Origin of the sequence: Niallia circulans (assembly GCF_007273535.1) — a bacterium.
GTDB classification, from domain to species: Bacteria; Bacillota; Bacilli; order Bacillales; family Cytobacillaceae; genus Niallia; species Niallia circulans_B.
This window is the reverse complement of sequence record NZ_RIBP01000001.1, coordinates 40,923-65,306: the sequence shown is the minus strand read 5'-3', so window position 1 is coordinate 65,306 and position 24,384 is coordinate 40,923. Positions and strand designations below refer to the sequence as shown.

19 protein-coding genes, 1 pseudogene and 1 riboswitch are annotated in these 24,384 nt (G+C 36.6%); of the genes and pseudogenes, 8 read left to right on the top strand and 12 right to left on the bottom strand.

Features of this window, described 5'->3' with window-relative positions:
* Positions 1-289: 289 nt before the first annotated feature.
* Positions 290-2,353, bottom strand: a complete 2,064-nt coding sequence (locus tag CEQ21_RS01270) for a methyl-accepting chemotaxis protein (protein WP_185762895.1) — start codon at positions 2,351-2,353, stop codon at positions 290-292.
* A 302-nt stretch (positions 2,354-2,655) separates the two neighbouring features.
* On the opposite strand from CEQ21_RS01270, the gene CEQ21_RS01265 reads away from it, so the two are divergent.
* The 3 genes from CEQ21_RS01265 to CEQ21_RS01255 all read left to right on the top strand — a co-directional run bounded on the left by CEQ21_RS01265 (position 2,656) and on the right by CEQ21_RS01255 (position 6,050).
* Complete coding sequence (locus CEQ21_RS01265) at positions 2,656-3,477, top strand: mechanosensitive ion channel family protein (RefSeq protein WP_185762894.1); 822 nt, start codon at positions 2,656-2,658, stop codon at positions 3,475-3,477.
* A 565-nt stretch (positions 3,478-4,042) separates the two neighbouring features.
* Positions 4,043-5,431, top strand: a complete 1,389-nt coding sequence (locus CEQ21_RS01260; protein ID WP_185762893.1) for a Na+/H+ antiporter NhaC family protein — start codon at positions 4,043-4,045, stop codon at positions 5,429-5,431.
* A 142-nt stretch (positions 5,432-5,573) separates the two neighbouring features.
* Complete coding sequence (locus CEQ21_RS01255) at positions 5,574-6,050, top strand: hypothetical protein (protein ID WP_185762892.1); 477 nt, start codon at positions 5,574-5,576, stop codon at positions 6,048-6,050.
* Positions 6,051-6,127: 77 nt separating this feature from the next.
* On the opposite strand, the gene CEQ21_RS01250 is transcribed toward CEQ21_RS01255, so the two are convergent.
* Both CEQ21_RS01250 and CEQ21_RS27340 read right to left on the bottom strand, forming a co-directional pair.
* Positions 6,128-7,123, bottom strand: a complete 996-nt coding sequence (locus tag CEQ21_RS01250; RefSeq protein ID WP_185762891.1) for an ROK family transcriptional regulator — start codon at positions 7,121-7,123, stop codon at positions 6,128-6,130.
* A gap of 122 nt (positions 7,124-7,245) precedes the next feature.
* Positions 7,246-7,412, bottom strand: a pseudogene (locus CEQ21_RS27340) (hydrolase); the annotation flags it as partial.
* 434 nt (positions 7,413-7,846) lie between these two features.
* On the opposite strand from CEQ21_RS27340, the gene CEQ21_RS01245 reads away from it, so the two are divergent.
* Together CEQ21_RS01245 and CEQ21_RS01240 are read left to right on the top strand one after the other, a co-directional pair.
* Entirely contained in the window at positions 7,847-8,734 is an 888-nt protein-coding gene (locus CEQ21_RS01245) for a glycine betaine ABC transporter substrate-binding protein (RefSeq protein WP_185762890.1), read from the top strand.
* A 133-nt stretch (positions 8,735-8,867) separates the two neighbouring features.
* Positions 8,868-10,426, top strand: a protein-coding gene (locus tag CEQ21_RS01240) for an IS3 family transposase (RefSeq protein ID WP_235907135.1) whose coding sequence is annotated in 2 segments (ribosomal slippage) — positions 8,868-9,519 and positions 9,519-10,426 — 1,560 coding nt in all. Because the reading frame shifts where the segments join, the coding sequence is not laid out codon by codon here.
* A gap of 349 nt (positions 10,427-10,775) precedes the next feature.
* On the opposite strand, the gene CEQ21_RS01235 is transcribed toward CEQ21_RS01240, so the two are convergent.
* From CEQ21_RS01235 to garR, 4 genes are all read right to left on the bottom strand, one after another.
* On the bottom strand, positions 10,776-11,318 hold the full coding sequence (locus CEQ21_RS01235; RefSeq protein WP_185764036.1) for a cysteine hydrolase family protein: 543 nt from the start codon (positions 11,316-11,318) through the stop codon (positions 10,776-10,778).
* Positions 11,319-11,523: 205 nt separating this feature from the next.
* Positions 11,524-12,846: a gluconate:H+ symporter gene (locus tag CEQ21_RS01230; protein ID WP_185762889.1), complete on the bottom strand. Its 1,323-nt coding sequence runs from the start codon at positions 12,844-12,846 to the stop codon at positions 11,524-11,526.
* A 64-nt stretch (positions 12,847-12,910) separates the two neighbouring features.
* A complete protein-coding gene (locus tag CEQ21_RS01225) occupies positions 12,911-14,338 on the bottom strand; it encodes a four-carbon acid sugar kinase family protein (protein ID WP_185764035.1) in 1,428 nt (475 codons plus the stop codon).
* An 8-nt stretch (positions 14,339-14,346) separates the two neighbouring features.
* A complete protein-coding gene (garR, locus tag CEQ21_RS01220) occupies positions 14,347-15,246 on the bottom strand; it encodes a 2-hydroxy-3-oxopropionate reductase (protein WP_185762888.1) in 900 nt (299 codons plus the stop codon).
* Between the two features lie 244 nt (positions 15,247-15,490).
* On the opposite strand from garR, the gene CEQ21_RS01215 reads away from it, so the two are divergent.
* On the top strand, positions 15,491-16,108 hold the full coding sequence (locus CEQ21_RS01215; RefSeq protein WP_185762887.1) for a GntR family transcriptional regulator: 618 nt from the start codon (positions 15,491-15,493) through the stop codon (positions 16,106-16,108).
* A gap of 48 nt (positions 16,109-16,156) precedes the next feature.
* On the opposite strand, the gene CEQ21_RS01210 is transcribed toward CEQ21_RS01215, so the two are convergent.
* The 3 genes from CEQ21_RS01210 to CEQ21_RS01200 form a co-directional block, all read right to left on the bottom strand.
* On the bottom strand, positions 16,157-16,540 hold the full coding sequence (locus CEQ21_RS01210; protein WP_185762886.1) for a hypothetical protein: 384 nt from the start codon (positions 16,538-16,540) through the stop codon (positions 16,157-16,159).
* Between the two features lie 259 nt (positions 16,541-16,799).
* The gene (locus CEQ21_RS01205; protein WP_185762885.1) at positions 16,800-16,985 is read right to left on the bottom strand and encodes a hypothetical protein; all 186 of its coding nucleotides are present in this window, start codon (positions 16,983-16,985) and stop codon (positions 16,800-16,802) included.
* Positions 16,986-17,434: 449 nt separating this feature from the next.
* Positions 17,435-18,091: a PspA/IM30 family protein gene (locus CEQ21_RS01200; protein WP_185762884.1), complete on the bottom strand. Its 657-nt coding sequence runs from the start codon at positions 18,089-18,091 to the stop codon at positions 17,435-17,437.
* 356 nt (positions 18,092-18,447) lie between these two features.
* A riboswitch (cyclic di-GMP riboswitch) is annotated at positions 18,448-18,535 on the top strand.
* A 121-nt stretch (positions 18,536-18,656) separates the two neighbouring features.
* On the opposite strand from CEQ21_RS01200, the gene CEQ21_RS01195 reads away from it, so the two are divergent.
* A complete protein-coding gene (locus CEQ21_RS01195) occupies positions 18,657-20,306 on the top strand; it encodes a pyridoxal phosphate-dependent decarboxylase family protein (protein ID WP_185762883.1) in 1,650 nt (549 codons plus the stop codon).
* Positions 20,290-21,984 (top strand): methyl-accepting chemotaxis protein, encoded by a 1,695-nt coding sequence (locus CEQ21_RS01190; protein WP_185762882.1) that lies wholly within the window; start codon positions 20,290-20,292, stop codon positions 21,982-21,984. Before CEQ21_RS01195 ends, CEQ21_RS01190 begins: the two co-directional genes overlap by 17 nt.
* Before the next feature lie 114 nt (positions 21,985-22,098).
* Here the strand turns inward: CEQ21_RS01190 and CEQ21_RS01185 are convergent, their stop codons facing one another.
* Both CEQ21_RS01185 and CEQ21_RS01180 read right to left on the bottom strand, forming a co-directional pair.
* Positions 22,099-22,806: a GntR family transcriptional regulator gene (locus CEQ21_RS01185; RefSeq protein WP_185762881.1), complete on the bottom strand. Its 708-nt coding sequence runs from the start codon at positions 22,804-22,806 to the stop codon at positions 22,099-22,101.
* Positions 22,807-22,927: 121 nt separating this feature from the next.
* Positions 22,928-24,337 carry a GH1 family beta-glucosidase gene (locus tag CEQ21_RS01180; RefSeq protein ID WP_185762880.1) on the bottom strand — a complete coding sequence of 470 codons (1,410 nt, stop codon included), beginning with the start codon at positions 24,335-24,337 and terminating at the stop codon, positions 22,928-22,930.
* Positions 24,338-24,384 lie beyond the last annotated feature (47 nt).

Here is a 24,384-nt window from a genome sequence, read left to right as displayed (position 1 = left end):
TTTCTATATTTCCAATATTAAAAACGCTAATTTTTAATCTAGTCTGCCTCCTTTTTTTCTTATCTCTAACGTTGTTTGTAGCTTATCATGTTTAACGAGCTATAGTGTAACGGATAAAAGTAATCAGTGGTTATAAAGAACAGTTGTAACGGATAAAAGTAATTAGTGGCTATAAAAAACAGTTATAACGACTGTGAGGAAAGCAACAATAAAAATTGCACGGCAAGTGTCCTATACTAAATAAAGGCATGATTCCTGTATATCGGAATCATGCCTTTGTTGACTATATTTATATCTTAAACTGAGAAATAAGCTCCTTCAGCTTTTGTGACATGCTTTGTAAATGGCCGCTTGCATTCTTCAAATTGTTCATAGTTGCTAGTTGTTCCTCAGTGCTTGCTACTACATTTTGCGTATTATCAGACGCATTACTTGCTATATCGGATAAGTGCTCAACAGATGCTGTGATTTCTTGTGATGCAGCAGACATTTGTTGAGAAGAAGCGGACACTTCCTGAATTAAACTATCCACAGATTGAATAGATTCTAATATTGTCAAGAATGCCGTGTTTGCTCCATTTACTACAACAATACCCGCTTGAACCTCTTTCGTTCCATTATCCATAACATCAACAGCTAGCTTTGTATCTTGCTGGATTATTGAGATTATCTCTACTATTTCCTTACCAGATTGACTAGATTCTTCTGCGAGCTTGCGAACTTCATCTGCAACTACAGCGAATCCTTTTCCTGCTTCTCCAGCTCGTGCTGCTTCAATTGCCGCATTAAGAGCCAAAAGATTTGTTTGATCAGCAATATCGGATATTACCTTGACAATATCGCCAATTTTCTTCGAATGCTCGCCTAATCTTTTTACTACTTCAGCTGATTGAGACACACTTTGCTGTATGGAGTTCATTTGTGTTGACGAGTTTTCCAATGAACGGCGACCATCTTTAGCTTTTTCCATTACATCAGCAGAGTTCTCCAGCATTTCTACAGAAGAAGACGCAATTCTTTGAATACCAGAACTCATTTCCTCCATTGCCAAAACGATTTGCTGAGAGCTTGCTGTTTGTACTTGTGCACCTTCAGATACCTCCTGAATAGCATCTGCGATATGTTCAGTAGCTTTTGTTGTTTCAGTTGCTCCTTCCCTCAATTCTAAAGAGGTTGAGGATACTGCTTCAGAACTAACAGCTACTTGTGAAAGCATCTCTCTAAGATTACTAATCATTTTGTTAAAGTTAGTAGCCATTACACCGAATTCATCAGAGCTTTTTATATGCAGCTCCTTCGTCAGATCGCCATTTGACATATCTACCGACAAATCATTGACCTTCTTCACATTTTTAGACAAATACGTAGAGAAAATGATGATTCCAGCAGCGATAATAACGACACCTACAATGCCAATTATTATTAAATACTTTAAGATAGATTGAGATGCTTGTGTAAGCTCAAGCTTAGGCACAACAGAACCCAATACCCAGCCAGTACCTTGAATTTGTTGATATTGCACAAAGTATTCTGCACCATCTTCAGTAAAGTAACCATTACCTTCTTTACCAGAAAGCATCGAAGTTGATAGCCCCGCTAATTCCTTGCTTTTTTCGTCCTTAATATTTAGCTTCATTACCTTTTCTTCATTTTTTGCTGCAATATATTGCCCGTCTTTATCCAAGAGAAACGCCCAACCCTTTTCTCCCACTTTTGTTTCAGAAATAAGTGTTTGTATTTCTCCAAGATTGATATCACTCGTTACAATTGCTTGTAAAGATTCAGTTCCGTTCTCTTCTTTATAGAGTGGCATTGCGGCAGTAATCAGTGTTGCCTTAGTACTTTCATCGTATAATGGCTTTGTATAAGCAATATTCGCAGCGTTATCTAACCCGACACCAGCTTTGTACCAAGCTTGATTTGGATAATCATAATCTGGATCATTATATGCTTGAGTGGAGGTAATCTTGTCTCCCTCTCGATAGCTGTACGTACTGAAGTACTTTGTATCTTCTTTATATTTATACGGATCAAAATATATTCCGATTCCGTATACATCATGATTATCATCTAGTTCTGATTTAAACACAGAGTCAAAATCTTGCAGTGTAAAGCTTGTTGCCTTCCTCTCTAATGCATTAGCAATCCCTTTTGAAAAGGCAGTATGTGTATCAATAACTCCTTGTACGTTACCAGTTATGGAATCTAACTGATATTTCAGCTTTTGGTCTGTTTCATTAGAAATATAATTATGGGACGTTTTAAACGAAACAATCGTCATCACCACAAGCGTTATAAAAATTAATGGCATAAGAAAAACCAGCGTTTTTACCTTTATAGACATTCTTTTCATTAGTAACCTTCCTTCTAAAATATTGTTCAAACAGATATACCTTACTATTAATATCGGTGTATTTTTATAAAAATGAATGCATTGCACAATGTAATATATTACAAGGAAAAAAAAGACTGCCAAAAAAGGCAGTCCTCCTTACTCTAATTCTGTTTACTTTCGATACGTTCCTGAATAAAGCCAATCCCTTCCACTCGGCTTAGATAAAACTTCTTTTTTTTTCGAAATCATGATATTGTTAAATTTTATTAGAAGTTTTTCTCTAGACTGTAATCCTCTGCATAAATTATTGGGGTGAAAAAATGAATGATATTTCGAAGCTGCTTGAAAAGTTTCCTATAAAAATTACTGTTGCAGCACTGCTTATTATACTAATTGTTTATTTAATCCGTAAATTTATCAAGATTTTCTTTGATAAAACAAGCTTTTTAGATGAAAATCGCGAAGAGACCATTATCCATTTCACCAATCAGGCCACAAAGGTAATAGGAGTAGTCTTTTTTCTCCTGTATTTACTTAGCCATTTCTTTAACCTTGAAAAGCTTGTTACTGGCTCCGTTGTTGTAGCAGGTGCCTTGGCTGTTATTCTTCAGCATATTATCAGGGATTATATTATGGGGCTAACATACCTGTTTGAACGGCAAATTAATTATGGCGATTATATTATTATTAATGGCGAGCGCCAAGGGAAAATTGAAGAAATCAGCATGCGTCATCTCAAAATCCGTCAATACGATGGCTATCTGTATACTGTTTCCTACAGCAATATAACAGAACTTCAGAATGGAACAAGAGGCAGACGCAGGGTAAATGAAAGCCTTATTCTTAATTATAGACAAAATCCAGATGCTGCCTTCAAGGTAATGGAGGAAGTTGCTCGAATTTGTAATGAAAAATACAGTGAATATTTATTAAAGGATGAAAACGGTATTTCCATTGAAAGGTTTCAATTTAACCAAATAACGGAGCTAAATGTTGATTTCATGGGCCATAAATATTCGATATCAGGACTTGTGAAGGAAGCAGATTATGTGGAAGCAAGTAAAAAGCTGCGATATGAGCTTGCACTTGCTGCTTACAATAGCGATTTAATAATGGCAGAGAGCACCAGCACCAGCCATTAATATAGGAAAGAGGCTGGGACATAAGTATGTGAATCTGCGTAAAAACCGAACTCATTAATCAACTATTGATTAATGAGTTCGGTTTTTTTGTTTTTAGTTTTAATACAATGATTAAAAATCTTAGTGGAATGGAGCGGAGGCCACTCGACTACTAAGGGAAATAGAGGAAAGGCTGAGACCCCGCAGGGAAGCTTTCCCCGCGGAAAGAGCGAGGACGAGCGCGCAATGAAATGAACTAACTTTAACTCTATATTCTAATTAGTCACAAGCTTCATTTTTCAAAGTTGTATGTAATATTATCATTCGTGTTTAGAAGAGTTATCTTTTGTTTTGTCCCTAACCTCTTTTTTGTCAGTAACTATTTAACTTCTAAATTGGGACACCCTTCTTATATTTATGTCTCAAAACCAAGTTAAAATAAATTATTTTGACATAAGGAAAAAAATCGTGTAATGTAATGCATGTTCGCTTTAACGCTTAAAAGCGTTTATTTAGAAAAGAGTGACAATTTAAGCATACTCTTTTAAGTAGGAACGAAGTATTTAAGAGTTTTGGAGGAATAATTATGGAGTTAGAAAAAAATACGATATCAGTCCGTCCGATTGAAGCAGCGATTGTTACGATACTATTAATGGGAATACTTGGATACCTTATCATTGGGGTTGAGGTTGTTCCTCATATTGCGATAATGACAGGAATTGCACTTCTATTAATTTATGGCGCAGTCAAAAAAGTGGGCTTTAGCGAACTAGAACAAGCGATGGTAGACGGCATTAAGCCAGGGTTAGGTGCTGTAATGATTTTCTTTTTCATAGGCATGCTGATAAGCAGCTGGATGGCAAGCGGCACAATCCCAACATTTATCTATTTATCTGTTGAACTAGTTACTGGAAAGTTTTATTATGCAATTGTTTTTGTTGTTACAGCAATTATCGGTCTTTGTATCGGTAGCTCCCTAACTACTGCAGCTACTATTGGAGTTGGCTTTATCGGTGCAAGCATTGCACTTGACATTTCGCCTGCTATTACGGCGGGAGCGATAATTTCTGGTGCATTCTTTGGGGATAAAATGTCACCATTATCTGATACTACAACACTAGCAGCAAGTGTTGCTGATACGGATTTATTTGAACATATTAAGGATATGGCATGGACAACCGTTCCTGCATTTATTATTTCATTTCTTGTCTACTTAATGATATCTCCTAAGACAACAAGCGAAAGCTTTCAAAAAATAGATGCGATTAAAGGGACATTACTGGATCAGAACCTTGTCCACTGGTATTCTATCATTCCATTTATCATTTTAGGTGTGCTCGCACTTAAAAAGGTTTCTGTTATTGCGACATTATTTGCTGGTACAATTTCTGCATTGATTATTTCTTTTTGGGTGAATAACAGCTTAGGATTTAAAGGAATACTAGAATTACTTTACTCAGGATACAAATCTACTAGTGGAATTAAGGAAGTGGACTCCATGCTGTCAAGGGGCGGAATTGAAAGCATGATGTTCAGTATTTCCATTATTCTCCTTGCATTAAGCATGGGGGGCTTGTTATTTAAACTAGGAATCATTCCAGCCCTTTTATCTGTCGTGCAACGGATTCTTAACCGCGTTTCCTTACTAGTATGCTCTGCTGCTGGAATGGCAGTTGCTGTTAACTTTATTATCGGTGAACAGTACTTATCTATCCTGCTTCCAGGAAATGCTTTTAAAGAGAATTTCAAGAAGGCAGGTCTGAAACCAAAGCATCTGTCTCGGGTGCTTGAAGATGCAGGAACAGTTGTTAATCCTCTTGTTCCTTGGGGTGTCTGTGGCGTATTTCTGTCAACTGTACTCGGTGTTTCTGTGACAGAGTATGCTCTCTTTGCATTTTTCTGCCTTTTATCACCATTAATTACGTTATTTTATGGTTTTACAGGCATTTCATTACCTAAAACGAAGAAGAATTAAAATACTTGTAATAAGAGCACAGTTATCAAAATGATAACTGTGCTCTTATTTTGCCATCTTCGTTTAATTCAATCCATAATATCATTGTATATATTTAGAAATTACGCAAAAAATAACTGCAAATGTCAAGGGTGGTTACATAATGCAAGAATTTATTTCTAATCTGGATTTACATGCGAAGGGATTATGGTTTCCTGTTTCAGTTAGCATGTTATTAGCGCTCACAGTACTTTTCATCCCTAAAAATATTTCCTGGAAAGAAATTTATATTACATTTGGAATTGTTGGGTTGGCGACATGGCTTAGCGACGGAATCCTTGCAAGGGCAATTGATTTATTTGATATCGGAGATCCTAAAAAAGCTGGTCTCGGGGATATTTTAAGCTATACATTCATTCCAACTTCTCTTGCTATCCTTTTCTTAAATTATTTCACAAGAAAAAACCGCTGGATTTTAACCTCATGGTTCACTTTAGCTGCCTTTTTAATAGAATTTGGTATGGTTCATCTTGGCTATATGAAATTTAAAGGCTGGAATGGATATTTTTCCATCATTGCGTTTGTCATTGCCTTTGGTTTTGTATTGCCATTACATTTGAAAATTATCAGAAGCGACTAAAAAGACAAAAAAATGGTGTTCCTGCTATTTTGCTCAAATTGGATAGAAGCAAAAATAGCAGGACCGCCATTTAATGTTTATTCTTTCATAATTTTCTCAAGGGCAAGACTCTGCAGCCCGTATAAATAATCCTGTTTCCAATCGCTCCATGTAAGCTCCGGCAGATGTTCTGAAGGTACATATTCTGAGCTGTTCTTTAGAATATTATCTAACAACTGCTGTTCAACCTCAGCCTTGTTGAATATAACGGCATGCGGATTAAGAATAGATACAAATGAGGCTATTAACCTGCTGATTGCATCAATCTTAATAGCATCATTCTTCAATGCTTCTTGGAAATTATTATCATTATACTGAGGGATCAAGGAGATTTCCCCAGAGAAAAACGTACTTCCTCTAACTACATCCCCATTAATCATAATGCCCGCTCCTGGTCCATTTTGACCAAAATACAAATATACGAGCGAGTGTTTTTCGGACATGCCCATATTGTAATGATATCCAAGTACAGCTGCGTTCATATCATTTTCTACAACTACAGGGATAGAATAACGATCCTCATAATACTTCTTTAAGTCAAAATTTTGAAGGGAATCATAGCCTGGTATATAAAATATCCGGCCATTATCAACAGAACCAGGTACCCCAATAGCAATAGAGCTTATTTTCGGGTATTTAGCCATAATGCTTTCAATACAACTATTCAATGAAGTTAAATCGTCCTCTTTTAAGACACTTTGAACAGTGCCTGTTTCTTTTATTTCGCCCGCACAATTGAATATTGTATAATTCGTTTCGCTTCGTTCTAAAAATATGGATAAACCTAACATATATTCTGCGTTATATGAATATCTTTTTGCTCTTCTTCCACCACTAGAATCATCTAGCCCTACTAAATAAATCTCTCCGTCTCTTTCCATCTGGGACAAAAATTTGCTTATAGTCGGAAAACTGATATCTAATGTATTACTAAGTTCAACCTTAGTAGCACTCCCCATTTCCAGCAGAGATTTGCGAATTCCAGTATGAATAACTTTTTTCATAGATTTTGGAGTAGCAGATAATTCATTCATTTCTTTCACCACCAATAAACCTTTTTAAATTACTTAAAAAAGCATGGTGCTAATATAGCATAAATACATTTTTATCACAATATTTTAAAAAACCAGGCTCAAAGCCGATTCTTCCAGATTACTTCACCAAATAGTTCTTCTATCCGTTCACATTGCTTTCTGTGTACATGGTGCAAACACGACTCCTTTATCCTTCATGATTTTTTTGGTTTTTTCAAATAAACCTGTTAAAATCGCTTTTATTATTTAAAAAAGTACCATCCATATCAGAAATAACTAATTTAATCATTTGAATCCCTCCAAAATATTAAATTTATTTAGCCCGTAACACCACTTATTAAATTAGTTAATAAGTGGTGTACATCGTTAGCTTCCTGTCTACTATACTATTTGTTAGTTAGAGTAACTGTCTTATTAGGAGTAGTATTATTTGTTTTCTGTATACATTTTGCTGTTTTTAATCGTGCTAACAACAGAACCACAATACAAATAATTAAAGCTAATTTTTCGGAAAAAGAGCTTTATCCATAAACTGACTATTTCAAATTCTCAGAAGCAATCAGGAGGAATCAAGAGGATTACTACGTATACAGTACATATTAAACATACAGTTTCATCTGTACATAGTTTACAGGAGATTAACAGCATATACGCTCTTTGTATTCAATTTGTTATACAGTTACACTTTAATTAGTTAAAAAATGATTAGAGGGGAGTTTTTTGGTGCTAAAAAAACTTAGCGGAATGACATCAGCAATAGCTTTAACGATTGGATTAACGGCATGTGGAGGTAGTGAGACAAGTGGCTCACTTGGAGAACAGTTGGATTATGAAATTGTCGGTATAGACCCTGGATCAGGTCTTATGAATGCTACCCAAAATAAAGTATTACCTGGATATGGACTTGATGAAAAATGGGAAGTAATTGAAGGATCAGATACTGCTATGACAGCTGAATTAACAAAAGCCATAAAAAATGAAGATCCGATTATTGTGACAGGATGGGTTCCACACTGGATATTTAATGAGTTCGATTTAAAGATGCTAAAGGATCCAAAAGAACTTTACGGTGGGGAGGAATACATACATACACTTGTTAGACATGGATTCCAAGACGATTTACCTGAAGCATATAAGTTTCTTGATCAATTCGAATGGGGACCTGAAGAGATGCAGGATGTCATGGTCAAAATACAAAGCGGAAAATCGGAACAGGAAGCAGCTGAAGAATGGGTCGCGGAAAATGCTGATTTAGTGAATTCCTGGACAGAAGGTGTCAAGCCTGGTAATGGGGAAGAAATAAGTATGACATATGCTGCTTGGGCGGATTCCATTGCAAGTAATAATGTCGTTAAATACGTACTTGAAAATAAGTTAGAATATTCCGTTAACTTGATACAAGTAGAACCAGGCGCTATGTGGGCAGGTGTTTCTGACGGCAGTGTTGATGCAATGATAGGCGCCGCATTACCAACTACACATGCTGCTTACTATGAAAAATTTGAAGGTGACTTTGTTGACTTAGGACCAAACTTTACTGGTTTAAAAAATGGTCTAGTAGTTCCGGAGTACATGGATATAGACTCTATTGAAGACTTACAGGATTTATAATAAGGATAAAGAGGCTGGGACATAAGTATGTGAACCAGCGTAAAGACCGAACTACTTAATCAACTATGATAAGCTCCCCTATAGGTAGACAGGTTAAAAAATAAAATCTGGATACTATAGGGGAGTATTTTTTATGTCTCGAAAGTTTTACTCTGCAGAAGAAAAATATGAAATAGTGAAGGCGTTTGATGAATCACTTTCTTCACTTAAAGTGGCATCCATTTATAAAGTACATCATGCCACCGTTTTGGAATGGAAATATAAGTTTGATACCTTTGGCTTAGAAGGATTAAAGGAGTCTTCCGCATGGAAAAAATATTCGGAAGAACTAAAGTTATCCGCCATAAAAGAGTATTTGTCCGGTGGTTCTTCGATTCGTGAGGTTTCTAGAATGTATGAAATATCCCATCCCTCTGTCCTCAGAAGTTGGATTAGGAAGTATAATAGTCATAGTGAATTAAAAGATGCGTCACAAGAAAGGACGGGCTCTATGACTAATGAAAGCAAACTAACTTGGGAAGAACGATTACATATTGTACTTGATTGCTTGGGGAACGGAAAAAATTATCAAGAAGCAGCGGATACGTATCAAGTTTCTTATCAACAAGTTTATCACTGGGTAAAGAAGTATGAAGATGGCGGAGAAGAAGCGTTGAAAGATAGACGTGGTAAAAGGAAAGAGGAATCAAAGCTAACTCCAGAAGAAAAATTCAAGCTTCAAATGAAAAAGCTAGAAAGAGAAAATGAACGGTTGCGTGCGGAGAATTTGTATTTAAAAAAGTTGGAGGAGATAGAAAGGAGGAGAAAATAAAGCCTATCCGATTCGAGGATAAATATATCGCTATCCAGGAGCTTCATAGGGAAGAAAACATAAGTATTTCTTTACTTTGTGAAATAGTCAAAATAGCACGATCCGCCTATTATAAATGGCTGAATCGTCTCCCTACTTCCCAGGATTTACTGAATGAAAAAATCATAAAAGAAATGAAGATTCTTCATGAAAAAGTGGATAGTACCTTCGGTTATCGTCAAATGACGCTTCACATGAATAGACAGTTTAAAGAGAAACTTAATCATAAAAGAATCTATCGACTAATGAAAGTGGCGGGCTTACGCTCGATTATCCGCATCAAGAAGAAACGTTATAAACACTTTACTCCTAAACAGGTGGCGGAAAATAGACTAAATCGAGAATTTACTGCGGAGAAACCAAATGAAAAATGGGTTACAGATGTAACGGAATTTAAGTATGGCCAATCAAGGAAGGCTTATTTAAGTGCAATTCGTGACCTTTATGATGGCTCCATTGTAAGTTTTGTTATAGGACATTCCAATAATAATAGACTTGTATTTAAGACGCTAGACCAAGCAACTGCACTATTATTAGAGGAGGAACATCCACTTATCCATAGTGATCGTGGGTATCAATATACCTCCAAAGGATTTAAGCAAAGGATAGATGCGGCGAAAATGACGCAGAGTATGTCAAGAGTTGGTCGATGTATTGATAATGGACCGATGGAATCTTTTTGGGGAACACTGAAATGTGAGAAGTATTATATACATAAATATAAGACATTTGAGGAACTTGAACATGCGATAGAGGAGTATATTCATTTTTATAATTATGAAAGATATCAAAAACGATTAAACGGCTTAAGCCCTATGGAATATAGAGCTCAAGCTGTTTAAATCTTTTTTATTATTTCAACTGTCTACTTGACAGGGGGCATTTCACTATTGATTAAATGGTTCGGTTTTTTTGTTTTTAGTTTTCATACAATAATTAGAAATCTTAGTGGAATGGAGCGGAGGCCACTCGACTAATAAGGGAATTAGAGGACGCTTTAGACCCCGCAGGCGAGGACGGGCGCGTAATGAAACGAACTAATTTTAACTCCATTTTCTATTTAGTCACAAGCTTCATTGTTTTAAAATTAGATGTAATTTTATTATTCGTGTTTAGAAAGGTTATCTTTTGTTTTGTCCCAGCCTCTTTAAATGAGACACTATAAATAATTACTATACTAAATTTCCTATGCTATAAACTGTTTAACTCACCGATAATCTCATCTGTCGTTAAGATTGTTGCAAATTCATTTTGGAGCATCGCCAACTCATGTTTATGTATTGCTTCTGCACTATATGAAACACCGTTATGGTCGGTAATTTCAAATGCAGCAGTAGCATCAGCTACGAGGAATGTTTTATATCCTAAGTTCCCAGACATCCGCGTTGTTGTTGAAACACAATGCTGTGTTGATAAACCTGTTATTATTAATTCTTCTATTTGTTGCTCTTGAAGATAGGTTTCTAAACTTGTACCAATAAAGGCACTGTTTACATTTTTTTGAATAATTTTTTCATTGCTTTTGGGCTGCACTATTTCCTTAAACTGTATACCAACATTATTCTTATAATGGAGTGGGGATTGCGGTTGAACGGACAGGTGTTGAGAATAAATAATCTTCCCGTTATTGTTTCGCCATGCCTTTAACAGCAGAGCTATATTTTCTTCTGCTTGCGGATTATTCCTGCTTCCCCAATATGGGTCATCAAATCCCTTTTGTACATCCAATATCATCAGTGCCGGGAGACCTTTAAAATTTGCCAATAGAACTCTCCTCACATTTCATTTATTTACATTTATTATTCCGATTGTTTTCCCGAGCATACATAGCTTAGAACCTATCACATATGCATACGCAAAAAAAACTGCATTCTAAATGTGCCTAGAATGCAGTCATATGAATATTTATCTTTAACACCCTTTATATAGTAGAAACTATTTAACTAATAAAGAAGTTAATAATTAGCACACCAGCAAGCCCAACTAAGGAAGCTATTGTAACCATTACAGACCATGTACGGATTGTTTTTCCAATCGAAAGATTGAAATATTCCTTGTAAATCCAAAATCCTGCATCGTTAACATGAGAGAATGTCATACTTCCTGCCCCTGTCGCTAATACCATTAGTTCTGGACTCACATGTGCCGCTCCGACTAATGGTGCTGCAATGCCGGCTGCTGTTAAGCCTGCAACTGTTGCTGATCCAAGAACCACGCGCAGGATTGCAGCGATAAGCCATGCCAGAATTAACGGTGACATTGTCGAGCCTTCCATAAGGTTAGCGACATATTGATCTACATGTGTATCAATCAAAACTTGCTTAAATGCGCCGCCCCCTGCAATTACTAACAGAATCATGGCAATGCTGCTTACTGACTCAGAAATGGAATTCATAATTTCAGGCATTTTCTTGCCTCTGTTTAAACCAAATGTAAAGATGGCAACAATAACCGCTATCAATAAGGCAAAGCCAGGATCACCTAGAAACTGTGCTACCGGGAGCAAGGATGAATTAGGCATTGCAATTTCAACTATTGCTTGGAAGGCAATAAGGATAACTGGAATAAGTGCAGTGAATACACTGATACCAAAGCTTGGCAGCTCACTTTCCTTAAAATGCTTTGGAGTAAATAACCCTTTTGGTATTTCAACTTCTAAATCTGCTTTCTTAAACGTTTTTACATATAGTGGACCACTTAAGTAAATAGCTGGTATCGCAATAAGCACACCATATAATAATGTTTTACCAATATTAGCGTCATAAACAGCAGCAACTGCTGTTGGTCCTGGATGTGGTGGTACAAAGCCATGCATTGTGATTAAAGCAGAAATAACTGGCATTCCAATATAAAGAATTGGCACACCTGCCTGAGCTGCAATTGTAAACACAAGTGGAATTAATACGACTACACCTGTTTCAAAGAATAATGCAATTCCAACTATCCCTGCTGTTAGAACAGCAGCAAGCTGAACCCGTTTTTTCCCAAATGAATTAATCAATGTTGTTGCAATTCGCTGGGCCCCACCAGAATCGGCCATTAATTTACCGAGCATTCCACCAAAACAGATGACTAAAACAAGATGGCCTAATGTACTGCCGAGACCAGTTGTTATAGATTCCATTGCTTCAGTTGGTGCCATGCCTTCCATAACACCTACTAGCAATGACACAATCACAAGCGATATGAAAGCGTTTAACTTAAAGACCACCATTAATAAGAGCAAAAGCGCTACCCCAATACATATATATACAATCGGCATATTTCTCCCTCGATTCCCTTTTGAATTTTGGAATGCCATAAAGGCATTCCATGTCTATATTTGATTAATCCTTACTGCTCAACAGCTCAACAACTGTTTTTAAATCATCTACTGATCCAACATTCCCCGGGAAGATTACATAGGACATACCAGGGTATTTACTTTCTTCCCCTGTAATCCAGACTGGAATTCCTGGTCTAATTTGTCCAGCTACTGTTGCTCTTTTTACTGCCAGGCCTTTAGTACCAACGTCACTTGACGTTATGCCCCCTTTAGCTACAAGGAAATTCGGTCGCACCTTCAATTTAGTTACAATGGACGTAACTGCATCTGAAATGGAGACAGACAGCTTCAGTTCCTCTTCTTTTTTGTTTTCTCCAAGGTCAAGCCTTTTTCTGCTTGTATAAACAGCTACTGTCCTGCCTGAAGTGATGAAGTCTTCAACTGTTTCAATAACCCGTTCACACTCTTCTTTAAATTTATCAGGTTCTAGGACTAGGTTTGTATTAAACTCAATAAATTCAATGGTAGATAACTCTTGTAATTTTTCTAATTGCTCTGTCGTCTTCTTCACATGAGAGCCAACAATAATTAACCCACCATTTGTCGTCTCTTCGTTCACTAGCTCTTTCCTTGTTAAAAGCCCCTTGTCTTGAACTCCTCCTATAACCTTCGGCAGTGCCGCAGCTGTTCGGAACAAAAAGTTTTTGCCTGACTGAATTGCTTTTACAAGTGCAGCTGTAAAGACCTTCACATCTGCTTCATCAGCAGCGTTGACAACTATTTTATTAAAATCCTGAACATTAGTAAGCTGTTCAGCAATAGCTTCTACTTCCATTGCACGCAGCTGTTCAATCGAAATATATAAGGTGTTTTTTGCTAAATAGTCCCCATTTGACTTTTCTTCGACCCATTCTCCAAGATGAGAACTTGAGTAGCCGAATGTACGGTCTTTTGCAAATTCCGTTTCTCCAGCAGGAACAAGCTTTGTACCTGTTTGCACATAGTGGATATTATTTAGAGTAAATCGACCGCCTTCTTTGAAATATGGCAGTATTACTTCTCCGTCTATCTTAAGTGCAGAATTTTCTTCAAGTGTATCTCTAAGAACAGCAGTTTCAAGAGGATAATGTCCTCTTAGAGTGGAGTCTCCTCTGCTGATGATCAAAAATTCCTTATCAAGCTTTGTTGCGACTGCAAGGATGTTTTCAGCAATTTCACGATGAACAGCTTCGGTTTCTTTTTCTGTCAGCCCTCTTGAGTTCGTCAAAATGAAGAACATTGAAGCAGCTTCTTGGAAACCAGCCTCTATAGCTTCTTCTGACCAATCCGTAAAGACAGAAATATTATTCACCGTCTGCACACCTGTCGGATCATCATCAAGCACAATGATTTTTTTGTTTAATTCCTTAAGTGCCTCTGCTGCTAACTTATCTGCTTCCTTCTTATCTATCGCTGGCAGTTGCTTAAGGTATTCTGCATTTAATCGCATGTCTTCCATTATTTCTCCGCCTTCTTTACTTCAGTATTAGCAAGCTTTTCGTAATATCTGACAATACTTGAATGGTCATCATTCACTTTTCCGTCTGTTTTTAATGCATGGAATATTTCCAGCAGATGACTAGATAAAGGCAATGGCACGCCAATCTCATGTGCTGTGTCCATTACATTTGTTATGTCCTTCATATTAATAGCAATACTTCCTCCAGGAGTGAAATTCCTTTCCAGAATCATCGGTACCTTAGCATCTAATACTGTACTGCCTGCAAGTCCACCACGAATTGCTTCATACATCTTCTCAACATCAATACCTGCTTTTGCCGCAAGCACTAATGCCTCTGACATTGCTGCAATGTTAAGGTTTACAATTATTTGATTAGCAAGCTTTGCTGTCACGCCACAGCCATTATCCCCCACTAATACGATGTCCTTTCCCATTCCGTTTAGAACTGTTTTAGCGCTTTCAAAAACCTCTGGCTTTCCTCCAACCATAATCGATAATGTTCCATCAATTGCTTTCGGCTCTCCACCACTTACAGGCGCATCTAGCATGGCTACGCCCCGTTTTGCGGCAATTTCTGCAAGCTCACGTGACACATTTGGTGTGATTGAGCTCATGTCAATTATCACAGTACCTGGCTTAGCACCCTCCAAAATTCCATTCTCGCCAATAATAACTTCCTTTACATGTTTAGATGCAGGTAGCATGGTAATAATAATATCCGCATTTGCTGCAAGCTCCTTTGGAGTTGAAGCAGCTTCCGCTCCAGCAGCTGTTAGCTGTGCAACCGCCTCTTTGTTAAGATCCAATACAGTTAAAGAATGTCCTGATTTTATAAGGTTCAAAGACATTGGCTTCCCCATAATTCCTAATCCAATAAATCCAACTTTTTGTTCCATCTATATATTCCTCCTCAATCTTGTAAGCATTTGCAAAATTGCACACTTTTGTTTTTTAAAATATTTCAATAACTGAAATCGTTTTCAACTTTCTACAAACTCATTGTACACGATTACATAAAAATTGTATACATTTTTTTATTTTTTGTATACAAAATATCATTTCAGCTATTTTTCTTTATATTATTTTTAGCTTTTCTTTGGTAAGATACAGATAAATAGCAATTGTATAGGAGGTGAAACTATGTATGGAAGTGAGCGTTCTCGTTCTGCATCGCATCAGTCCTATGAAATGTTACGGGACAAAATACTAAATGGCGAGCTGCAAGGTGGCACTAAAATAGTTGAAGAAAAAATTGCAGCAGAGCTTGGTGTGAGCAGAACACCTATCAGGGAGTCTATTAGGAAATTGGAGTACGAGGGACTTATCGTCAACAAACGAGTCGTGAAGCCGACGGAGAAAGACTTACGTAATATGTTCCAAGTCCGCATTCTTTTGGAAGGCTATTCTGCCCAATGTGCAGCCTCATACATAAAAGAAAAAGAACTCGAGGAATTATTGGCCTGTGTTGAAATCGGAAGGAATGGGAAAATAGAAGACATAATGAAGGCAAACGAGCGTTTTCATGAAATTATTGTGCAATCAAGCAACAATAACGTCATGATTGATATTATTGACCGCATGCAGTCCACTATTTATCTTTTTAGAAAAACAGTTGTTTTCTATAATCGCCCACACCTAATTGACGAACATGAGCAAATTTATGAAGCTATTAAAGAAAGAGATGGCCAGAAAGCAGAACAGTTGATGAAAAGCCATTTACAAGCAGACCTCGAATTTTGCCTTCACTTGATCGGATAATAGAAAAGGGGTGCACTCACTATTGAGTACACCCCTTATTTCTGCCTATTATTCAGCGTCTACTTCTAGAGTTCCAGCATAGTTCATTGCAAGTTGATCAGCCGTAGTCATTGCTTCTGAACTACCGTAATAAGGATAATATGGCAATTCAATTACTGCGTTAATTTCACAAAGGGAAACAGTGATAGGATAATACCATGGTGCAGGTCCTAATGCTACTGTATCACAATCAACCTTCCCTACCACACCAATGAAATATCCGCCATTTGTAACAATCTTCACAAGACGACCATGAAGTCTTTTAAGTTCGTCTTTGATGCCATTTACACAGTTCCCGTCACATTTGTGACCATGCTTGTGTTTATCCTTGCATTTGCAGTCCTTTTTCTTATTATGCTTATGAAATAACATGAAATCTAAATGAAGCTCCATAAATTTTTTCCCCTTCCATCTGTTAATTATTTCTTCCTTAACAATATATTGCAGCTCGTCCTATTCTGTTATAATACAGATACCCATTTATGATGCAGTGATGAAAAATGATGAATTTGCTTAAATATATTAGTCTATGTTGTAAATAGAGAAAGGTGCACTCATATGAGTACACCTTTCAAGTAAGTGAGAAGGAGGTTTTAATGGTATTATAGGGGATTGTATTAAGAGGTGCTTTTTAGTAATGAGCTCAGCTATTTTATTGAAAGAAAATATTAATTAAGAAAGGACCTGCGTTAACCTGTGAAGACAAGCCATTAGTTATCACAATAAGATTACTTACAACTAATAATAGAATTTTAATTACTTCGTATATTGTATCGACATGCAATGGTTTTTTCTTTCTTTCATTGCTCTGCTTGTTGGCACTTAGATACATCATCATATTTTTATTTCTATCTAAAAGAATCTTCCAATCACAGGCTTTTTACACCATTATATTTTTTCCGAATTCATGGTAATTACTGCTTGTCCTTACTAATCATAATTACCTCCAATTGAACTGCAGCCTCCCTTACCAAACTTGATTTCTTAATACCTTATAATATATTAGCGAAAGTACTTAACAGAAACCGCTTCTCCCCCATGGACACACCTATTTTTTAAAAAATAAGGAAAGAGCGTAACAGACATAAATTAAAGTCTTAATATAATATGTCTAAAACACTGGGCTTAATTCCCATAAGCAATATTCAAATCTCTTCACTAAAAAGACCCAAGCCTGCCGCCAATACTTTGTTTTGTTATAGAACCGTTCTGCGAATTTTTTCAGTTTTTAAAGACTTTCTTTCTACATCACAAAAAAAAGCACCAAAACCGGTGCTTTTCTTCAACCTATATAGCCTCTTTTTCTCCCATAAGTTTATTCAACTCAACAGCAATTGCCTCCTCACTAACCGTTTTGTCAGCACTGTTCAACGGATTTGGTGTATACCCACAAGCTTGGACTTCCGCTTCCAAGAAGAGGATTTTCTCCTCCATTCTAGTAACACCTTTTAAAATATTATCTCCACCAAAGGATACTGTTATGGTTTGGATTTGTTTAGCGTTTTTCGCAACATTTGCACGAGATGCAAGCACCGTTTTCTTTTGTCCCAGTTCATTAAGAGTGGTCTGCAGCTCACTAAACTTGTCCTTTAGTACAACCGTTTGCTCCTTAATAGCATCAAGCTGCTGATTATACAGACTGAGCTGCTGTTCAAGATAGATTTTTTCCCCGACAGCCAATTTAGCAGCAGCCTCGTCTCCCTTCTGGAGAGCAGATGTTGCTTGTCGCGTTCTTTGACCAATATTCTCCTTCGTTTGTGCTATTAATGCAGACTGTTTATTTTCAGCAAACAGCTGTTTGGAAATGGCTGATTGTGCTTTATTTAGCTCCTGTTCCATTTCTCGTAAATATTCATTCAGCATAGCAATTGGATCCTCCGTTTTATCCAATAATCCATTGATACCTGAAGTTGTAATTGTTTTAATTCGCTTAAAAATACCCATTTTTATTCGCTCCTTGTTGTTTGTATTATATTTTCCATTTATTTAAGTAAGCTTGGATTCCTGAATTTATCCTTCCTGCCTAATTTCCTTAGTCAAAATAAACAGTGAGTGAGGATCAATGGTAGCTATTTCCTAGTCCTAATTCTGCCTGTTATATTCCTCCTTTCCTTTCGTTAATTGCAGTTTAATAATGTTTGGTGAAAACATGGTGAAATGTTTCTATTAAATAAAAAACTGCAAAACAAATAAGGAAATTGAAAGATGATGAACTTTCAGAATTTAACAACTTTAAATTTCCACTAAAAAAATAGGAAATTCGACCGATAATTTTGACATAGGTTAGTAGGATAAAGTCTTTATATATTTGGCAAATTCATTGAAAAGTGAAGACGCAAAGCTTCGGGTCTAAGGCATTTTGATAGCTAAGATGGCTGAGCTGCAACATACATATTACTTTTGTATTTTTGTTTGCAGCCCTTATTTACAGAGGGCCTTTTTTTATGGTTCTCTTTTTTAGCCCTATAAAGCATTTATCTTATTAACAAAAAATAATTTGGAGGAAATTATGGATTTTAAAAAAGTACAGCAGTTATTTCCTAGTGAAGATGGAAATAAACAGCAGCAATTAGAATTATTAGGTTATATCGAACAATTATTAAGTGGAATTGACAGTAAGAAAGATCCTAACAAATCTACATTAGGTCCTATTCAAGAGAAAAGTGACAATTTGTACAAAGAAATAGTTGAAAATGCAGCTACTCCAAATTCCGGGATTAATATGGAGGAAATAGTAAATAAACTTATCGCTCTTTCTGATGGACATCCCTACCATACTAGAAATTTCGTTACTAATGTATTACCAATGGCAAGTATTCCTGGAATTATCGGACTACTTACGACTTCGATATTAAACGGAAACAACCTATGGGATGTATATGGTCCTGCAGCAGCAGAGGCTGAAGTAAAAGTAATCTCGATGATGTCTAAGCTTGTTGGATATGATTACACAAAAAGCTGGGGATACACTACTTGGGGTGGACAGGGTGCCGTATTCAGTGGACTGCGTCTAGCTATTGCTAAACAATTCCCAAATGCTAAAGAGGAAGGAGTACCAAATAACCTTTATTGCTTCGCTTCAGAAAATGCACATTATAGTCTATTAAAATCTGTTGAAGCAACTGGAATAGGCAGCAACCATTTGATTCGCGTTAAAGCTGGCAGCGACTTTGCTATGGACATAACAGATCTTCAAGAAAAAATGGAAGCTGTTATTCAAAAAGGCGGTATCCCAATTTATGTTGTAGCTACAACTGGAACGACTGACAGCTTTGGTATTGACGATGTGAAAAGTATTAAAGAAGTTACTACTGAATTAGAGAAAAAACATCAGTTAAAACCAATTCACATCCATGCAGATTCTGCACTGGGCGGCTTCTATTCTTTATTTGCCAATTACGATTTCACTAACAATCCTCTTAGCTTTGAAAAGGATGTATTGGAAGGTTTAATGCAAATTAACGAAAGAATGCAGTATATCTCAATCGCAGACAGCTTATGCTTCGACTTCCAAAAGCTTGGGCAAACACCATATTTAACAAGTCTTTTCTTAGTGAAAGACGGTGAGAGCCTTGGTCTTCTTGACCTTGAAGAGTTTGAAACACCTTATGTTGGTAATCGTGGATATGGTAGCTACCATACAGGCTATACGTTGGAGTGCTCAAGAATGGGAAGCTCAATCGCTATTTATGCAGCATTATTAGCGTTTGGTGTTGAAGGCTATCAACAGATTCTTGCAAATTATGTTCGCGTTAATATAGCCTTCAGAAAAATGTTAAAAGAAAGAATCCCTAATATGGGTATTACTAACGAGAAAAATATTGGTCCTATCACAACATTCCGTATTTACCAAGACACTGTGCAATGGGATCTTGAACAAAGCGGTCAAGCAACTGCTGAACAAATAAATCTTACGAACGAATTAAACTATGAGTTATTTGAAATTCTTGGCCAACAGCGTGAAGATGTATTTTTCGGTGACACTAAAAAGCAATGCTTAGTAGATGTTAGTGATTCAGCTGAGCGTCTTCCTATTTATGTTTCCAAATTATTCTCGATTTCACCATATACAGAAGTGGAACATTTAGACCATATGATAACAGCTATTGAAAAGTCCATATTGAAAATGGAGGGCCTGAAAGTTGAAGTTACCCTCTAGAAAAAAGTCGATACTATTTAAAAATATTTTAGATTTTGTTATACCAATTGCAATTTTTTCCGTTATCTTTAGTGCAACTCTTTATACTTTTTCGATGAATATTATCAATAATTATGTTATTGACCAGTTTGAGAATCGATTAGAAACAGTTCTTAATGATATGGTTGAAAACATTGATCCTACTCTTGTTAAAAGTGCTGATAGTGGCAATGCAAGTGCATATAAAGAACTATTAGACAAAGTGAATTATTACCAGCAAAAACATAAGGTTGAAAACACTTATGTTCTTGCTAAAAAAGGTAATAACGAGTACATCGTCGCATTAAGTAACTCTGATGAGCAAGGGTCAGATTACACTTTTTCTGAGGATATGAAACAAACACTTTCAGAAGGAAAAATTCAATATAGTGATATTTATAAGGATGAATTTGGGGTTCATAAATCTATCTTTGCTCCTATAAAAGGAACAGATATGATTGCTGGTATTGATATGGATGCATCATTTATCAATGCTTTGAAATCACAGGCTCTTTATACGTCATTAGCGCTAACTGTCATCTTTATTATTTTAGGTATAATCATTGCGTACTTTATTAGCAAACGCATCACAAATCCTATCATTGCTATAAAGGACTACGTAAACCAAGTTGCTGATGGTAACTTAGAAGTAAAAGACTTAAATATTAATAGAGAAGATGAAATTGGACAGCTTGCAACTGGAACACAGCAAATGGTATTGGACCTGAACACTTTAATCAATAAAATAGCTCATAACGCCCAAGAGGTTTCAACAACTGCTGAAGAGCTTAGCTCAAGTGCTGAGCAAACAAATATTTCCGTCGTTCAAGTAACTGAATCTATTCAGGAAGTATCAAGTGGAGTAGAAAATCAGACTCAAAATATCGATAAAATGAACAAAGGGATATTTGATGTTTCTAATGGTATGCAGCTTATTGCTTCAAATGTTAAGGACGTGTCTACAAATTCTAATGAAACGTCTAAGGTTGCAACAAATGGTTCAATGGTTATAGATTCTGCGCTTGAGCAAATGGATGAAATTCACCAATCTATGAAACATACATCTGAGGTTGTTAATAGATTAAGCAAACAAACGAATGAAATCGGCGAAATTATTTCGTTAATTACTGCGATATCAGACCAAACGAACCTGTTAGCACTTAATGCTTCGATTGAGGCAGCAAGAGCCGGGGACCATGGTAAAGGATTTGCAGTAGTAGCTGAAGAAGTGCGTAAATTAGCGGAGGAATCAAGAACTGCTGCAAACAATATTACAAATAAAGTAGAAACAATCAAAGTAGAATCTTCGAATGCTGTGGAGGCAATGAACTCTGGTTACAGTAAATTAGAAGAAGGTGTTGCAACATTTGAGCATGCAAGAGGTGCTTTTGCTGATATTAAGAAATCAGTTGACGGTGTTAACACGCAAATCACAGAGGTTAATACTGCGATTGAAGACATGAATAATGGTGTTCAACAAGTATCTAAATCAATGGAAGAGCTAAGTGCTATTTCTGTTGAAACAACAAGCAATGTTCAACAAATTGCTGCTACCTCTGAAGAGCAAACTGCAATATTTGAAGAGATCGCAAATTCTGCACAAACTATGTCTACAATGGCTGAAAGCCTGCGTGATAGTGTTAAGAAATTTAAATTGTAATAATTAAATATCGTTAACACTTATTAAAAACCAGTCCCATTTCCTTTTAGGAAATGGGACTGGTTTATTATCATTTATGAGCAGGAATACCTAAATATTCGACTAACCCGCTTCTTATTTAAAGCTTACTCTATTCAATATTTTTGCTTTCTGGAAATGAAAGATCGATTTCGACAGTTCAAAAATGATACCATTTGTCAGTGATACGGTGTTTTCGATTATCAATCCAGGATCACCGCTTTTTAACTGCAGCAAATTGGCTGTGTCTTCATCCATCAGCTCACAGTTTACTATCTTATCAGCAAACCCGATACTTAGCTTTAAATCTTCAATTAAATACGTATAGATCGATTGGACAGCTATTTCCTCATTTAAATATGGAACGATATCCTTTTTAAAGTAGCTGATTTCAATGGAAAAAGGCTCTTCATTTACAATCCGAAGTCGCTTTGTGTAGTATAATTTGGCTCCAAGTTCACATTGAAGCCTCCTTGCGAGCTCATCATCTGCCTCCAAGACATGTAATTCTAAAATCTTCGTGTCAATTAATTTAGCTGGCAAATCCTTCGTTAAGCCACGCAAGCTCCCTAAGTTAATGTAATCCGTTTCCGATTTTTTTCTCAAGAACATTCCGCTTCCTTGAACTTGATATATATAGCCACGATTAACAAGCTGTGTGACGGCTTTTCTGACAGTGCTTCTGCTTACCTCAAATTGTTTGGCAAGCTCCTCCTCTGTTGGAAGCTTATTCGTCTCGTCAAATTTCCCTTCAGTAATTTCTCTTTCCAAGAAATCCGCTATCTCTCTATATTTTACTGCCATAAAAATCTCCTTCAGAAAAATCAGTTAGTGTATTGCTTCTATTGTAAACAATTAATGACTTGATTAAAACGATTCACAAGCAAAAAAACCTCCTATTTGCATAAGGAGGTTTCGTTTTATCTTAAAGTTCTTCCCCTCTCGTTTCAATGATATGCTTGTACCAGTGAAACGAAAGCTTTTTCTTCCTGTTCAAATTATCAGCGTGGTCGACATAAATGAATCCGTATTGCTTCTTATAACCGTTGAGCCAGCTTAACAAATCAATAACAGACCATGCATAATAGCCTTTTAAGTTAATGCCTTCTTCTATTGCACGCTTCACAACCTTTAAATGCTCCTCAATATATTTGATTCTAGGAACATCGACAATCTCATTATCAATGATAGGATCCTCGTCGCCAAGGCCATTTTCAGTTACGTACATTTTAATATCCCCATAGCGGTCTTTTAACATATGCAAGCCGTCAAGGAAGCCTTGTGGGGAGATTTCCCAGCCCCATTTCGTATATGTTTTGTCTTCCATTTTGACTGTTCGGTAGTAGCCGTCAAAGGATGGGTTACCAGGAGCAAGTGTGGAGGATTCTCTTGAATGCTCCACTGCAAGCGAACCTTCCGCAATCTTTTCAACCCGAATTGGCTGATAATAATTCAAGCCGATAAAATCATTGCTTTCTGCATTTCTCTTCAATGTATCTAGTTCTTCCTCTGTCCAGCTTGGAGTCCAGCCCTTTTCTTCTAGCTGCTTCACAACATATGAAGGATATTCTCCTTTTAAAATCGGATCATAATACCAGAATGTTTCATATTCATTCGCATGCTGTGCAGCAATGATGTTTTCTTTCTTTCCGTCCACACTGTAGGCTGGCAAAAATACATGTGTAATTCCAATTTCACCGAATTGCTTTAAGCTCTTATACACTTCTACTGCTTTTGCATGTGCATAAAACACATAGTGTGTTGCTTGGAAGTATTTCTTCTCATCATTTGTAATGCCTGGTGGATGTGCACCTTTTAAATAGCCTAAACCTGTAAACATAACTGTTTCATTGAAAGTAATCCAATGTTTAACACGGTCTCCAAATTCACGGAAACAAACTTCTGCATATTTAACGAAAGCATCTGCTGTACGTCTATTTGTCCAACCGCCGTCCTCTTCTAAAGTAATTGGCAAATCCCAATGATACAATGTCACAAATGGTACGATTCCGTACTTTAAGCACTCATCGATAAGATTATTATAAAATTCTAATCCTTTAGGATTAACTTCTCCATCACCTGTAGGCAGAATTCGTGCCCATGATACAGAGAAACGATAGGATTCCAGACCCATTTCAGCCATTAATTTAATATCCTCTTTATAACGATGATAATGGTCAATTGCAACATCACCATTCGTCCCTTCGAAAGTCTTTCCTGGTAATTTCGAAAATACGTCCCAGTTTGTTACCCCTTTACCATCTTCGTTCCATGCCCCTTCCACCTGGTAAGAAGCAGATGCTGCCCCAAATAAAAAATCATGCGGAAATTTCATTGTTATCCCCCTAATTTATACTCATCTATTATATTGTTAGATATTTA